Annotated in this window: 11 protein-coding genes and 3 tRNA genes; 6 read left to right on the top strand and 8 right to left on the bottom strand. The window is 29.4% G+C overall.

Annotated features, from left to right (window positions below):
* Positions 1-3 precede the first annotated feature (3 nt).
* Complete coding sequence (locus tag ACJJVY_RS06775; protein WP_405606244.1) at positions 4-1,602, bottom strand: metallophosphoesterase; 1,599 nt, start codon at positions 1,600-1,602, stop codon at positions 4-6.
* 5 nt (positions 1,603-1,607) lie between these two features.
* Positions 1,608-2,459, bottom strand: coding sequence for a tetratricopeptide repeat protein (locus ACJJVY_RS06780; RefSeq protein WP_405606245.1), 852 nt, complete (start codon positions 2,457-2,459; stop codon positions 1,608-1,610).
* 523 nt (positions 2,460-2,982) lie between these two features.
* On the opposite strand from ACJJVY_RS06780, the gene ACJJVY_RS06785 reads away from it, so the two are divergent.
* The 4 genes from ACJJVY_RS06785 (at position 2,983) to ACJJVY_RS06800 (ending at position 9,506) form a co-directional block, all read left to right on the top strand.
* A complete protein-coding gene (locus ACJJVY_RS06785; RefSeq protein ID WP_405606246.1) occupies positions 2,983-3,543 on the top strand; it encodes an RNA polymerase sigma factor in 561 nt (186 codons plus the stop codon).
* Between the two features lie 113 nt (positions 3,544-3,656).
* Entirely contained in the window at positions 3,657-4,598 is a 942-nt protein-coding gene (locus ACJJVY_RS06790; protein ID WP_405606247.1) for a FecR family protein, read from the top strand.
* 65 nt (positions 4,599-4,663) lie between these two features.
* Entirely contained in the window at positions 4,664-7,921 is a 3,258-nt protein-coding gene (locus ACJJVY_RS06795) for a SusC/RagA family TonB-linked outer membrane protein (protein ID WP_405606248.1), read from the top strand.
* Between the two features lie 28 nt (positions 7,922-7,949).
* The gene (locus ACJJVY_RS06800) at positions 7,950-9,506 is read left to right on the top strand and encodes a RagB/SusD family nutrient uptake outer membrane protein (RefSeq protein WP_405606249.1); all 1,557 of its coding nucleotides are present in this window, start codon (positions 7,950-7,952) and stop codon (positions 9,504-9,506) included.
* A 488-nt stretch (positions 9,507-9,994) separates the two neighbouring features.
* Here ACJJVY_RS06800 and ACJJVY_RS06805 read toward each other — a convergent pair whose 3' ends face one another.
* The 6 genes from ACJJVY_RS06805 to ACJJVY_RS06830 all read right to left on the bottom strand — a co-directional run bounded on the left by ACJJVY_RS06805 (position 9,995) and on the right by ACJJVY_RS06830 (position 14,278).
* Entirely contained in the window at positions 9,995-11,245 is a 1,251-nt protein-coding gene (locus ACJJVY_RS06805; protein WP_405606250.1) for a type II toxin-antitoxin system HipA family toxin, read from the bottom strand.
* 2 nt (positions 11,246-11,247) lie between these two features.
* The gene (locus tag ACJJVY_RS06810; RefSeq protein WP_405606251.1) at positions 11,248-11,583 is read right to left on the bottom strand and encodes a helix-turn-helix domain-containing protein; all 336 of its coding nucleotides are present in this window, start codon (positions 11,581-11,583) and stop codon (positions 11,248-11,250) included.
* Between the two features lie 255 nt (positions 11,584-11,838).
* Positions 11,839-11,912: transfer RNA gene (locus ACJJVY_RS06815), tRNA-Arg, on the bottom strand.
* A gap of 29 nt (positions 11,913-11,941) precedes the next feature.
* Positions 11,942-12,016, bottom strand: a tRNA-Pro gene (locus ACJJVY_RS06820).
* A 16-nt stretch (positions 12,017-12,032) separates the two neighbouring features.
* Positions 12,033-12,116: transfer RNA gene (locus tag ACJJVY_RS06825), tRNA-Ser, on the bottom strand.
* Between the two features lie 98 nt (positions 12,117-12,214).
* Complete coding sequence (locus ACJJVY_RS06830) at positions 12,215-14,278, bottom strand: HD family phosphohydrolase (RefSeq protein WP_405606252.1); 2,064 nt, start codon at positions 14,276-14,278, stop codon at positions 12,215-12,217.
* A gap of 134 nt (positions 14,279-14,412) precedes the next feature.
* Between ACJJVY_RS06830 and ACJJVY_RS06835 the strand changes: the two genes are divergently transcribed.
* Entirely contained in the window at positions 14,413-15,588 is a 1,176-nt protein-coding gene (locus ACJJVY_RS06835; protein WP_405606253.1) for an acetyl-CoA C-acyltransferase, read from the top strand.
* 25 nt (positions 15,589-15,613) lie between these two features.
* Positions 15,614-16,384 (top strand): NlpC/P60 family protein, encoded by a 771-nt coding sequence (locus ACJJVY_RS06840; protein WP_405606254.1) that lies wholly within the window; start codon positions 15,614-15,616, stop codon positions 16,382-16,384.
* Positions 16,385-16,407 lie beyond the last annotated feature (23 nt).

Consider the following 16,407-nt stretch of genomic DNA (forward strand, 5'->3'; position numbering starts at 1 on the left):
AAATTATTTTAAAATAACAGATTTATAAAACGTTTTTTTATCCGTAGTAATTTCTAAAACATAAGTACCCAATTCCATTTTTTTAACGTCAATAATTTTATAGTTACTTTCTTTTACTAACTTACCAATATTGTTATAAAACTTTACTGTTTTTAGTTTTTCTGTAGGTTTTAGACGAATGTTAAGTAGACCATCTATAGGATAAATAAATGATTTTTTATCTTTCTTAATTTCTTTATTGATAGAAGCTTTAATAGTAATATTAGTTTTATTAATGGTAAAATAGTCATCAATTTCATTAGTATCTCTTACAAATTTTACGGTTAAATTTTGTCCACCTTTTTCATCATCAGATACTTCCATAACACAAGAACCTAATTTATTTAAAGAAACATACATGGCCTTATGATTTAATTCTCCTCCAGATATTTGTCCTGCGGATCCAGTAGTAATATAAACAGCTCCTTTTGTAGCGTTATTGTTTTTTTTATACACACCATTTCCATTTATTTTTCCGTCTCCATTTCCATTTTCTCCTACAGTGTTTCCGCCTTTTGTAGTTGGAGCAATATTAAAAGTATTAGAAAAACCTTGATGTCCGTTTAAAAAATAAGAACGTTCATAAGAATGACTGTGTCCGTTTAAAACAAGATCAACACCATTAGCCTCTAACATTGGCATAAAATTTTCTCTCATTTCAATCAATCTATCTTCTACATCAGAATCATGAGACCCTTTAGAATATGCAGGATGATGAAATAAAGTTACAATCCAATCTTGTTTTGTATTCTGAATATCTGATAAAGCCCAATTATACATTGCATCTCCAACAGCACGACTAGAATGGTGAGAATCTAAGATAATGAAGTGAATATTAGCATAATTAAAAGAATAATACGCTTCGGTACCTGAAGCTGTTCCGCCTGCTTCTGCTTTTTTAGGAAAAGTAAAAATATCGTAGTAAGGACCAGATTGTGTGTCTGAATCTGAAGAATAACCATCATGATTTCCTAAACAAGACCAAGCAACAGATTTTTTTAACATCTCGTTATAAACATCAAAAAAAGCAAGTTGATATTCTTTATCCGTTCCGCTACTATAAGCATTATCACCTAAAAACAACATCATATCTGTTTTACCAGTATTTGTAGAATCTGTGGCAACGTATTTGTAATATGCATCTCTTACACTTCTTTGGCTTTTATTATCTGTACCAGGATCTCCCAAAATCCAAGCTCTAACAAATTGATCTGTGCCGACTTTTGGCGCAGTTATTACATACATATCACCTGAAATACTTTCTGCTAAAACCTCTTTTTGATTACCAATGTTAAAATAATATTTTGTGTTTGGCAGTAAATTAGATAAATTAACTTGGTGCTCAGTTGTTTTATCTTTATTGATTTTATTGTTAGATAAAGAATCTAATTTCGTTCCGTAATTAACAACCGATTCCGTTGCAATATCTGTTCGCCACTTTACAATAACACTTGTAGATGTTCCGCTTTGTAAATAAGGACCTCTTTCTACAATAGCAGAAGTTTGAGAAAATAAAGATACCGAAATTAGTACCAGTAGTATAAATATGCTTTTTTTCATCATAATATTTAGTTGTTAATGGTATTTTCTAAAATTTTAATTTGTTCTTTTAACCTAAATGTAGAATTCATTTTTTTAAACTTAGCATCTAATTTTTCTATATTAATAGTCGCTAATTGTAAGGCTATATTTGCTTCCTGATGTTTGTGTAACTTTGCTAAATATTTTGCTTTTTTATAATACCAAAATTCTTTTCTACTGTATTCTAAAATAAAATAATTGTATTGTGTAATTACTTTTTCTACTTGATTAGATTCTTTTAAATAATCTAACTTTTTAAGCTGAAGTGATAATGTGTTTTCCCCTAATTTATCTAAACCTATTTCAATTGCTTTTAAAGCATCCTTATAATTTTTGTTATTTTCTGAAAGTATAATTTTTGTGTATTCTAAAATATCTTCTGGATGTATATCTTGTAGATTATCAACAACATATTCATATGCCTTCAACGATTTCTTATACGCTTTTAAATGGAATAATATTTGCGCTTCTAGTTTTTTACCTTTAAGATTTGTGATATCTTTTTCTAAATAAAAGTTTATATTTTTTAAAGCTTTTTTATAATCTTCGGATAAATAATAAGCTTCTGAAATCCTATATCGTAAAGCATTATTTTTATTTCCTAAAGTAATAGAAGTATCATAATCTGTTAAAGCTTTTTGATATTCTCTATGTTGCTGATATAATAAACCTCTTTGAAAATAAAGGGTAAAATTCTTCGGATTTTTTTTAATTTCTTGTGTCTTTTTTTCTATTCTGATAGATAAATCTCCGTGAGCAAATACTTGTACAGACAATAGTAAAAATGAAATTATAAAAAGATGCTTCTCTAAGTTTAGAGAAAATATTTTTTTAACCATGAAAAAGGAAATTTTTTAAAGGACAAATGTATATAATCCGTTTTCAAATAATTTTTCACAAAAATAAAAACCAATAATTATTAAACTTGTTGAAAATAGAGGGATAACAGATTTTTTACTTTTACTCAACCTCCATTAAAGCACTTTTAACCAGATACTTATATGTTTTTGTTATTTTTAGATTAATAATAAGTTAAGTAAATGTTTCCTTTTAAAACATTTACTTAACTTATTATTGTATTTCTAAAAAAGATAAATAGCAATAAAACAGCTATAAAAAATAGCTTTAATCCCTCTTATTTAGGTTTTTAAAAAAGTATTATTTCTAGTAATATTCTATTTTCTGATAATTTCTCGCATCAGTATTTATACTTTCATTAAGGTTAAAAAACTAATAAACAATCTTTTATACAAGAATAAAACCTTATCTCCTTATTTAACTAAATGATAATATTTACTTATTGAGGATTGTTATAAAATGCTATTGTTTTGTAAATCTTTAGAGATGCTAACAATTTTATTTATGGGTAAAAAACAAAACTATAATAAAGCCTACAATGAGTATTGGTATCAATTATTTGGTTATGCAAACAATATTTTAAGGTCTAGCCAAGATGCAGAAGATGTTACACAAGAAGTTTTTTTAGATTTATGGAATCGATTAGACGATTTATCTATAAAACATTATAAAGCCTATTTATTTAAAGCTGTAAAGTTTCAATGTGCAAAAAGACTTCGAAGTAAACCTTTTACAGAAGTTATTTTAGAAAAAATAGAAGCTGTTTTAACTGCGGATATTACAGATGAAACAGAAGATGTAGAAGAAAATAAAGCACTACTTCTTAAGAAAATAGACATTTTAGCAGATGATTTATTACCAGAAAGATGTCTTCGAATTTTTAAACTTCGATTTAAAGAAAGTTTAAGTTACAAAGAAATTGCCGCTGTATTAAATATTTCTACAAGTACGGTGGATAATCAAATATCCAAAGCGTTAAAAATTCTACGAGAATCAGAAGTTTATAATTCAGAAATGATGTTACTTCAATTTGTGTTAATAGGCATTCTATCTGCACAATGTTAATTAAGTGTTAGCTAGGTTAACAAAACTTTAACTTCAAAAAAAAACATAGGGGACATTTAAAATCTGGGTACTTAACAGTAAAGGGAATCTATTTCCCAATATGTAAGTACACTATGACAGAACAGAATTTTAAAATTATTTTAAAAAAATACGAAGAAGGAACTGCTACGCAAAAAGAAATCGATAGTGTAGAATCTTTTTTTGATGAAATGCAAAAAGGAGCACAAAATCCTACGGATTTTAAATACAATCTTTCTCTTAAAAACAAAATCTACAAAAGAATCCAAAAAAATAAAAAAACCAAAATAACTTGGCATTGGGCAGTTGCAGCTTCTATTGTTATTCTATTGGGTTTTAACTTTTATTCTGTAAGTAATAATATAGGAAGTTTATTTTTTGGAAATCAGCATAAAACATCACAAATTTTAAAAGAAACTCATTTAAACGAGCAAGCAAAAGTTTATTTACCAGATGGTTCTTTAGTAGTTTTAAATGGAGAAAGTTCAATAGAATATCCTAAAAATTTTAATGATACAATTAGGTTGGTAAAATTAAAAGGAGAAGCTTTTTTTGATGTAACTAAAAATCTGAAGAAACCATTTGTTATTGAATCTGGTAAAATTACAACCAAGGTTCTAGGTACTTCTTTTAATATAAGAGAAGCAGAAAACACAACTGAAGTTGTGGTTAATACAGGTTTGGTAAACGTAACTTCTAAAACAGAATCTGTATTTATTAGACCTAATCAAAAGGTTACTTACCAAAACAATGCAAACAAACTTTATAAAAAACAGGTAAACGCAGAGGTTACAAATCTTTGGTGGAAAGAAGAAGTGATTTTAGAAAAAATAAAAATTGAAGAACTAGTAATAGAGCTTCGAAAGTTATATAAAATTCCATTTGTTTTTAAAACAGATAACCTTAAAGAAGAGTATTTCTATTCATTAAGATTGTCTAAAAATGAAACATTAGACAAATTATTAGAACGTATCAATTTTATCAACGAAGTAAAACTAATCAAAAATAATAATATGGTTGAAATAGTGAAAAAATAGAAAAGTAAATACCCTAAAAATAATAAGAATTATATAAAACCAAATTAAAAATAACACTTAATTAAATGAAGAAATTTTATAGTAAAACATTACAATTAATACTATTTGTATGTTTTTTTAGTACGATTCAAATATATGGAGCGTCGCAAAATACAGATACAACAAATTTAACTTTAAATGAAAGAGGGGTTACGCTTGTAAAAATTTTAAATAAAATATCTAACGTAACCCATTACAATATTACTTATGGTGATTTTATAGCAAAGAATCATCAGCAATACAACGCGGTTTATCAAAACAAATCGTTGACTTTAATTTTAGAAGATTTAGGTAAACGTGCACAGTTTGATTTTAAAGTAAATGGAGATGAAATTTTAATTGGTAAAATAAAAGAAGTTAAAGAAGCACAACAAAATGTTACAATAACTGGCACTATTGTAGACGAAATGGGAGAACCTTTACCTGAAGCAAGTATTTTAGAAAAAGGAACAAATAATGGAGTTACAACAGATTTTAATGGGCTATTTTCATTAAAAGTTTCTACTAATAATGCTGTAATTGTAGTTTCTTATTTAGGTTTTGTAACACAAGAAGTTCCGTTAAACGGAAAAAAAGAAATTTCTGTTCGTTTAATAATGGATTCATCTAGTTTAGATGAGGTTGTAATTGTAGGATACGGAAGTGTTAAAAAAAGTGATTTAACAGGTTCTGTTTCTTCTATCGACTCAGAAGATTTGGTTGCTTTTCCTGTTATGGATGCAACACAAGCATTACAAGGAAGAGCTGCAGGTGTAACGGTACAATCTACAAACGGTGCGCCAGGTTCTGATTATAGCATTCAAATTAGAGGAAATACTTCTATAAATGCGGGCAATGATCCTTTAATTGTTGTGGATGGTTTTATTGGTGGAGTTATGCCTCCTGCGGAAGACATAGAAGCGATGGAAATTCTTAAAGATGCTTCTTCTACAGCAATTTATGGAGCAAGAGGAGCAAACGGAGTAGTAATAATAAGTACAAGAAGAGGTGCAAAGGGAAAAACACAGTTTAGTTTTTCTTCTTCTTACTCAACGCATGAAGAGATCAATCGGTTAGATTTATTAAACGCAGATCAGTTTACAACTTTTATTAAAGAATTAGACCCTAGTTTTGTACCTGAATTTACAGGAGAAGGAGTAGATTGGCAAGACAAAATCTATAGAACAGGTGGAATTCAAAATTATCAACTATCTGCTTCTGGAGGAACTGAAAAAGTAAACTATTATTTATCTGGTTCTATTTTTGATCAAAAAGGAATTGTAAAAAATTCAGATTTTAATAGATACTCTATAACTTCTAATCTAGACTTAAAGGTATCAGAATCTGTAAAATTAGGCTCAAGTATTTTTGCTCGTAGAACTAATAAAAACGGAGTTAAAAGTCAAGAAGGAGGAGATGCAGCACAAACTGGTGTAATTTCTGGAGCGTATAAATTTTCACCAACACAAGGAGTTACAGATGAAAATGGAGATAACTCTTTAAGTATCATTGGGTATCCTATTGATAATCCTTATGCTTTAGCAAGAGAATATCAAAATGAAACTATTACAGATTTATTTCAAGGAAATGTATATGCAGAAGTAGGTCTTCTTAAAAATTTAAAATTAAAATCTACTTTAGGTGTTAGCATCAACCATTCAAGAACTGGTGCTTATTACCCAACAACTTTAGATAGAGGAAATAGTGTAGGCGGAGAGGCAACTTTTAGTACTAGAAAAAGCACAAGTTTTATCAACGAAAATTATTTAACGTACAATAGAGTTATCGGTAAAAACCATGATTTTTCAATTATGGCAGGTTATTCTTTACAAAAAGACAGATCAGAATCTTCTAATATTATTGCTTCTGGTTTTATTTCTGATTCTTTTTCTTTTTGGAATTTAGGTGGAGGAACAAATCCTTCTTCTGTAGATTCAGAATTATCAGAAACTGCATTTGAAGCTTTTTTTGGTAGAATTAATTACACACTTAACAATAAATATTTATTTACGTTTACTGGTCGTCAAGAAGGATCTTCTGTGTTTGCAGCAAATAATAAATACGGCTTTTTTCCATCAGCAGCTTTTGGTTGGAAAATTTCTGATGAAAAGTTTTTATCAGAATCAAACACTATTAATTTATTAAAATTACGTTTAAGTTATGGTCAAGTTGGTAATCAGGCAATTAGTCCTTATCAATCTTTAGCATCATTTACAGATGTTTTTTCTACAGTACAAGGTAGTACCGTTACAGCTATAAGACCCTCTACAATTTCTAATAATGATTTAACTTGGGAAACTACTACACAAACTAATATCGGTGTAGATCTTAAGGTTTTAAGAAATCGATTTGGTGTTACTTTAGATTATTATAATATGAGAACAAATGATCTTTTATTTGATGTACCAACGCCAAATTATACAGGTTTTTTAACACAATTACAAAACATTGGTACCGTAGAAAATAAAGGATTTGAATTTGCTGTAAATGCAACTATTTTACAAGGAGATTTAAAATGGAAAACGTACGCTAACATTTCGTTTAATAAAAACAAAATAATAAAACTGGTTGATAATGATACGGATGGAAATGATATTTTTTATTCATCATCGCCTTTATCAGGAGCAGGAACTACACAGTTATTAAGAGAAGGATTATCTGTTGGTCAATTCTGGGGATATCTTTATGACGGAGTTGTACAAACTGCAGATGACGTACTTGTTGGAGGAGAAGAAATTGGAGGAGAAAAATTTAAAGATCTTAATGGAGATGGAGCTTTAACGGATGATGATAGAGTAGTTATTGGAGATCCTCATCCAGATTTTAGTTGGGGGTGGAATAATGATTTTAATTATAAAAATTTCAATCTTAATGTATTTATCCAAGGTTCTAAAGGTGGAGAAATATTAAATTATACTTTAATGGAATTAGGTGCTTTAAACGGTAGAACAAATGTTACTACAGAAGCTCTTAATCGTTGGTCTCCTACAAATACAGATACAGATATTCCAGAAGCAAGAGTTAGTAGAAGTTTTGTTACTTCTGATAGATGGGTAGATGATGCTAGTTATGTTAGAGTAAAAAATATTTCTTTGGGATACAATTTCTCAGAAACATTGTTATCTAAAATTAATTTGTCTTCTGCAAGATTGTATTTAAGTGGACAAAATTTATTTACAATTACAGATTATAAAGGGATAGATCCAGAAGTCTCTTATAGTGATTCTAGTAGCAATATTGGGCTAGATTATGGTAGTTATCCAACCGTTAAATCTTATACTTTAGGGTTAAATATAGAATTTTAGTATTTAATAACAAATTGAAATTATAATTATGAATAATATAATAAAATTATCTGCCTTAGCTATTTTAACTTTTATGGTTAGTTGTGTAGATTTAGATGAAACTCCAGAAGGATCTTTAACTCCAGAAGGATTTTTTAATACAGTAGATGATGTGTATCCAATGATTGATGGTACTTACGGTTTAATGGCTTCTTCTAGTTATTATGGAGCTGGACTTACAGTTCCGTTGCAATTAATGAGTGATATGGTAGATAACGGGTATGAATTTAGTGATTATGCTGAGTTTAGTCCGTTTTTAGTAACATCTACAAATTCATATGTTAATGATATATGGGCCTCCTCTTATCAAACAATTGCAACAGCTAATACAGCAATAAAAGGTATTGGTCTTTTAGATGATACAAATGAGACTGATAAAAATTTAGCAGAAGCAGAAGCAGAAGCTAGGTTTGTTCGTGCATTTTTATATTACCATTTGGTAAGGCTTTATGAGAATATACCTTATATAGATAACCCAGATATTGAAGACCCTTTAAGTATAAAGCAATCTAATAAGGAAGAGGTTTATGTAAAAATTATAGAAGATATGACGTTTGCTTTTAATAATTTAGAGATGACCTCTAGAGAAGGTGTAAAATCTAGACCTTCTAAAGGTACAGCTGCTAGTTATTTATCATCTATTTATATGACTTTAGAAAACTGGGAAAAATCTTATGAAAATGCTAAATGGGTTATCGATAATGCAAGTGAATTAAATTATGCTTTGCAAGATGATTTTCAAAATATATTTAGAAATAGCGAACAATGGAGTTCTACAGAAGATATTTTTACGATAGATTTTACAGGGAATCAAACAGGACAAAACCCAAATCCAGTTACTTATGAAAATGACAATAAAGTTGGACCTTTTAATGGTGTAGAAGGAGGTGTGTCTCCAATTAGAGGATGGAGTATGTTAGTGCCTCATATTAATGTTTATGATAATTGGGATGTTAGAGATTACAGGTTAAAGGTAAGTTTGGCTGATTCTTTGATTTTAAATGATGATACTAATATTGTAAGACCTTATACTGATTTTGAAATAGCACGACCACATATTGCAAAGTTTAATAGATTTCCAGGAGAAGGGAGAACTACTGCAGGATGGAGATCTGATTTAGATTTTGTTGCTTTTAGATATGCTGAGGTTTTATTAATTGCTGCAGAATCTGCTAATGAATTAGGTTTAACTACAGAATCTGTAGGATTTGTAAATCAGATTAGAAAGCGAGCAAGAAATGCTGGTACTATTAATTTTGATGGTAGTGGTTATGGAATATATGCAGCTTCTAGTTTTCCAGAAGATGTTAATTCTAGTATAGATACAGATAACTTAAGAACTACAATTATAGAGGAAAGACGTGTAGAACTTGCTTTTGAATTTAAAAGATGGTATGATATTGTTCGTTTAGATTTAGGTAGTCAGGTTTTTAATTCAGATGGGTTAGAACCTCAATCTAATTTTAATGATTTTAGGTATTTGTTACCAATTCCTCAAGATGAAATGAATAAAAATGAAAATTTTGTACAAAACCCTGGTTATTAAAAACCAATAGAATCAAACTTTATAAACCCTCTGTTTAAAACTATATTAAACAGAGGGTTTTATTTTACTAATATTTAATCTATCTACAATATATATATTACTAAATTAAATAAGAAAATTTAAAAATTAACTCTTTAATTTTATCATAATAATTTTCTGTATAAATGTGAACCCAATACATTAAAAATTTATAGGTAATAAACCTCAATTGCTAAATTTATTTTTTTCTAAAACGGCTATGTTTAGTACTTTAAAATAGAAACCAATACTCAATATCAGCTCCCTATTTCTCCTCCCCTATTAAAACTGACTTTCCTAACTCCTATTCAGCAATTAATATTACTCTTCTACCTACTAACTGAACTTATTCTTCTATTTCGACTAACTAATATTCTAAATTAGGGTTCAATAGGAACAACTTCTTTTTAACCACAAAAGTGCAATATAAATTTATTCTAAAGTAAACTTTCATATTTTAATACATATAATTACATAAAAGCTTGTGACTTGTTTTCTTGCTCCAAACGTGAAATTCCATATTTATTAGCATAAAATTTCCATTCAGAAACAATACTTTGAATTTCATTAATTATATTTTGACCCTCCTCCTTTTTTATTCTAAAATAAGGAGCAACCGATAGGACTAAATCTAGATCTAAAGCATTATCATCTTCAGAAATATTTAATTTTAACCCCACTCCTGTTTCTACAGGGTTTATATCATAAGCAGGTGATAGCACCCAACCTTTCTCTGTCAATAAAAAACCATGGTTCCTTAAATGGTCATCTGTGTTTGATACACAAATGCTAAAAACAATTCTTCTCCATAATTGTTTTAAATCGCTTTCTGGGTTCGCTCCGTTTTTTGTAATAAAATCTACCAACTCTAAATAACTAACTCCTGAAGATGCATCTGTGCCATCTGTGTAGCCTAATAATGTCATTGCTGAAGCGAAGTGAATTCTTTTCCCCTCAATTGCCCTATCAAAACGCTTCGTTAAAAACGTATGCTGATTACTGCTAAATTTTTCGGCTTTAGATTCTGCCATTACAATTCCTGATTGAATAGCTAATTCATAAGTAACCATTTCCCATGCACCAATATCATCACCATCATTTTTACTCGGGAACTTAGCAATCCATAAATTACCTTCTTTATCTAAAACACCTGCCTTTGGTCTTGCTCCTCCTAAAGAAGAACCAGGAGAAACCAACATTTGCAACCATTTTAAATAATCTGGATCATCTAAACTATCATCATCTTCCAAACGCAAACTTATTTGCTCTAATTCCCTTATTGAAGTCCAAGGCGGACTTGCTAATGCTTTATTATCATTCAAAAAAGATCCTTCTTTATCCAATTTAAAACGCAATGCTCCCATTCTGTGTCCATCAAAAACACCTAATAAAAAATCTGTTTCAAATAATTTCTTAGTTTTCCGCTCTTCTTTTCTGGCAAGTGCAGCTTCCCTTCTTTTCATTAACACTCTACCCCAACGATCTGGAGAGGAATCTAAAAACAACCCAAAATTCGACTTTTCATCATTCAAATATTGTATCCCTTCAAATAAACCCAAATCTGGATCCAATTGATATGCATAATCAGATTGCAACCAATCTTTATGATAAGAGAAAGAAAATATTTCTTTCCCTCTTAAAGTTTCTGAATATAATTCTCCTATTAATGTAGACGAACCTAATTCTAACCAATCTGCATAAACATATATAGCCCTTTTCATTTTTAGTTTCTTTTTGGAGCACGTTCTTTAGTTGTTAATCCAATATCTTGAAGCTTTCGACCTAAAACATCATCTTTTGCTAAATTTAAAAAATCTTTCTCTAAACCTAGTACATTTAAAACCTTAATGTAGGTACCAATACTTACAGAGCTTTTTCCCTTCTCTACAGAATATAATGTTCTTCTACTCGTGCCTGCTCGTTCTGCAACTTGATCTGCACTTAGCTTTCGTCTTAGACGTGCTAATTTTATTTGTTCCCCCATTTCTTCCAGCAAACGATCAAGCTTCGGTAGTAAAATTGAATTATTTTTAGACATAACTTGTATTATATTGCACAAATATACTATTTTTGAGCAATATATTACCCATTATAAAACATCTCAATAAAATAATGATCTGTTTGAAGTTCAGTAAAGTCCTCTTAATATAAAATGACCATCTGTTAATTTAAAAATAAACGTGAAGTAATAAGAATTGTACTAATAAAAGAAGTGATAATCTAAATATAGAGATAAGATAAAAATTTAGTCCCCTATCTCGCCCCCCTAAAAACAAAAAAGCCTTCAAAACCAATAGGTTAAGAAGACTTTAAGTGAGCCCTGAAGGATTCGAACCTTCGACCGCCTCCTTAGAAGGGAGGTGCTCTATCCAGCTGAGCTAAGAGCCCGTAGTTTTTTAGTTGCTACGACAACTATGTCGGGGTGGCAGGATTCGAACCTGCGACCTCCTCGTCCCAAACGAGGCGCGATGACCGGGCTACGCTACACCCCGAATTAAGTAAATTTTGCGGAGAGACAGGGACTCGAACCCTGGCGACAGTTACCCGTCGACAGATTAGCAATCTGCTCCATTACCACTCTGGCACCTCTCCTTTAAAGAACTTAATGCATTTGTTTAAATGCGAGTGCAAATGTAATACTAGAATTAGATTTTACCAAAATATTTTTCACTTTTTTTTAAATATTTTTTTTACTCAGGATATTCAACTCGTAAGTGATAAATATTCATCAATTTTTTCTTGATTACTTTCTTAATAATTTCTATTTCTCTAAATGTAATATCAGAATTTAGAAACTGATTATCAGACATCTGTTTATCAATTATTTTATCAATTAGATTACTTATTGATTGTGCTGTTGGTTTTTGTAAACTTTTAGAAGCTGCTTCTGCAGAATCGCACATCATTAAAATTGCAGTTTCTTTAGAAAAAGGAATTGGCCCTTTGTACTGGAATTTTTTAATATTTACTTCTGTATCCGGGTTTAATTCTTTTTCTTTTACATAAAAGTAATAAGTAATACTTGTACCATGATGTGTTCTAATAAAATCAATAATTCTATCTGGTAAGTTATGTTTTTTTGCTAATTCTACTCCTTTTATAACATGATCTGTAATAATTTTAGAACTATCTCTTGGAGGTAAATCATTATGAGGATTCACTCCTGTTGATTGATTTTCTGTAAAATACATTGGATTTAGAATTTTTCCAATATCATGATACAATGCACCAGTTCTAACCAACATAGAATTTGCTCCTATTTCATTAGCTGCTGCTTCAGCTAAATTAGCAACTTGCATAGAGTGTTGAAATGTACCAGGTGCTTTCTCATTTAGCTCTCTTAATAATTTTGTATTTGTATTAGAGAGTTCTAACAAAGTAACATCAGAAACCAATCCAAATACTTTTTCATACATGTAAATAATAATTATTGACAAAAAAGATAGTAATCCGTTTGCAGCAAAAAGCATAAAATAAGTCCAATTTATTTGAGAAACATTCCCTTCTTTTATAATTGAAAATGCAAAATACGTTATCATATAAATTAACGTAATTTGTGCTACAGAAATAAATAAATTAGCTCTTTTATAAAGCTCTGTTACAGTTAAAATAGTTACAATACCGGCAATAATTTGCAAATAAATAAACTCAAAACTATCTGGAACTATATAACCCAAAAGCAACACTGTTAAAACATGTGTAAAAAAGCCTAAACGAGCATCAAAAAAAGCTTTTAAAACAATTGGTAATATAGTTAATGGTACAATATATAAATATTCTGAATTGTATTTTACAACCAATGTTTGTATAAAAATCATTGAAAATACATTAAAGAATATAAAAGTAACTTTATTGTTATTACTAAAAATTTCAAATCTATATTTCTTTAAAAATAACAGTAGTGTTAAAAGCGCTAGAGCAACTAATATTGTATATCCTAAAATAATCCAATTAGAATTAGATTTAGTCCAGACCTGAGATTCAGATTCACTTTTTAAAGAATTTAAAATTGCTAACTTTTTACCTTCTACAAAATCTCCTTTTAAAATTATTAACTTACCAACCTCTACTTTTCCTTTTGTATAAGAGATATTTTTAATCTCATTTTCAATCATTCGGTTTGTAAATTCTTTATCATAAAATATATTTGGTTTTATAATTTCTGATAAGAGATTTAACATCAAACGTCTTTTAGATAAATCATTTATTTTATCTACATTGCCTTTAATCAATTCTAAAACTTCGTAAGGCATTAAAAGGTTTCTAAAGACAACATCTTTTACTTCATTGCCTTTTCTTATAGATACTAAATCGTTGGTATTTGTTATTATATCTTCACTTATTGCCTCTAAAAAACCTGATGTATAAATTTTATTGATTAAGTTTAAACCAAACTCCTTTAAACTTACACTATTATTTACATTTAAACTATCAGAAGTAATAATCTGAGAAATTCTAATTTCGTAGTTCTTTTTAACAGCTTGCTCTACATCTAAATCTTGAGAAAAATATAATTTTGAATTTGCACTAATTTCCTTTTTTTCAGAAGCTATTTCTGCTTCAGTTTTCTGAATCGCAAAATCAAAAGGTGCATATAAATTATCATACTTCCATAACTGTCCATTACTGTATTCATATTTAAATTGCCCTCCTTTAGGAAACAAATAAACAATTGATATCGTTGTAATTAAAAACAAAATTACCTTGTAAATAATGGCATTATTTTGATATAATTTATTTGCGAAATTGTTCATGTTTTTTATCTTCTATCTACAAACTTACCATAAAAATTTCAAGGTCAAAAATTCAAATTGAATAATAAAACTAAAATTGATTAAAATTAGTTAATTTAGCACACAATCTTAGAATAAACAAACGCAAAATATTTATGAAAGAAGTAGTAATCGTCTCTGTTGCAAGAACTCCTATTGGTAGTTTTATGGGTAGTTTATCTACAATTTCTGCGCCAAAATTAGGTTCCATTGCCATAAAAGGAGCATTAGAAAAAATTGACTTAAATCCAAGTTTGGTTGATGAAGTTTTTATGGGAAATGTTGTTTCTGCTGGTTTAGGACAAGCTCCTGCAAGACAAGCTGCTATTTTTGCAGGAATACCGGAAACGGTACCTTGTACAACGATTAATAAAGTTTGTGCTTCTGGTATGAAATCTATAATGTTAGCGGCACAAACTATTGCTACAGGTGATGCTAATATTGTAGTTGCTGGAGGAATGGAAAATATGAGTTCTATACCTCATTATCAATATGCTAGAACTGGTTCTAAATTTGGACCAATTACCATAGAAGACGGGCTGCAGAAAGATGGTTTGGTTGATGTTTATAATAAAGTAGCAATGGGAGTTTGTGCTGATGAATGTGCAAAAGAGTATCAATTTTCTAGAGAAGACCAAGATAATTTTGCTATACAATCTTATAAACGTTCTGCAATTGCATGGAAAGAAGGTAAGTATAGTGATGAAATTGTTTCTGTAGAAATTCCACAAAGACGAGGAGAACCAATTGTTTTCTCTGAAGATGAGGAATACAAAAATGTTAAGATGGAAAAAATTCCAACTTTAAGACCTGCTTTTACTAAAGACGGAACAGTTACAGCCGCAAATGCATCAACAATAAATGATGGTGGAGCAGCTTTAGTTTTAATGTCTGTTGATAAAGCAAAAGAATTAAATTTGACTCCTCTTGCAAAAATAAAAAGTTTTGCAGATGCTGCCCACGAACCAAAATGGTTTACAACCGCACCTGCCAAAGCTTTACCAAAAGCGTTAGCTAAAGCAAATATTACTATAGATGACGTTGATTATTTTGAATTAAACGAAGCATTTTCCATAGTAGGTTTAGCAAATATGAAGATTTTGAATATTACAGATGAAAAAGTGAATGCAAATGGTGGTGCCGTTTCTCTTGGACACCCTTTAGGTGTTTCTGGCGCTAGAATTGTTATTGCATTAACGTCTATTTTAAAACAAAATAATGCTAAAATAGGAGCTGCAGCAATTTGTAATGGTGGTGGTGGTGCAAGTGCTATAATTTTAGAAAGAATTTAATTACTAAAAAACTCAATAGAACTTTATGCTTTATGGCATTTGTAATTTAAGTATTGTTCCTCTTAGAGCAACACCTTTAGACTCATCAGAAATGATAAGTCAAGTATTATTTGGAGAAACTTTTAAAATTATTGAATCTGAAAAAGAATGGAGTAAAATCTGTTTAACTTTTGATAATTATGAAGGATATATTGACAACAAACAATTCGAAAATATTTCTGAAGAACTTTATATAAATTTAACCACATCAAAACCTTTTTATTCTGCAGAAATAATAGATTTTATCACAAATAATAAAAATGAGTTAACTACCATTCCTTTAAGTGCAAACTTACCGCTTTATAATAACGGGCAACTTCAAATAAATACCAAAAATTATATTTTTGAAGGTGCAGTTACCTCAGAAAAAATGCTTAAAAGTGATATTTTAAAAACAGCTTTTAATTTTTTAAACACTCCTTTTTTATGGGGAGGAAAAACTCCTTTTGGTATTGATTGTTCTGGTTTTACACAGATTGTTTACAAACTTTGCGGCTATCATCTTTTAAGAGATGCAAAACAACAAGCAACACAGGGAGAAGTTTTGAGTTTTATTGAAGAGAGTGAAGCTGGTGATTTGGCTTTTTTTGACAATGAGGAAGGAGAAATTATACATGTAGGTATTATCTTAAATGATTACCACATTATTCATGCTCATGGTAAAGTTAGAATTGACACCTTAGACCATAGTGGAATTTTTAATGCAGACCTTCAAAAGCACACACACAAATTAAGAGTTATTAAAAAAATAATATAAAAAAAATCCGAAACAATTAAGTT

The organism is Polaribacter sp. Asnod1-A03, assembly GCF_045063585.1.
GTDB lineage: Bacteria > Bacteroidota > Bacteroidia > Flavobacteriales > Flavobacteriaceae > Polaribacter.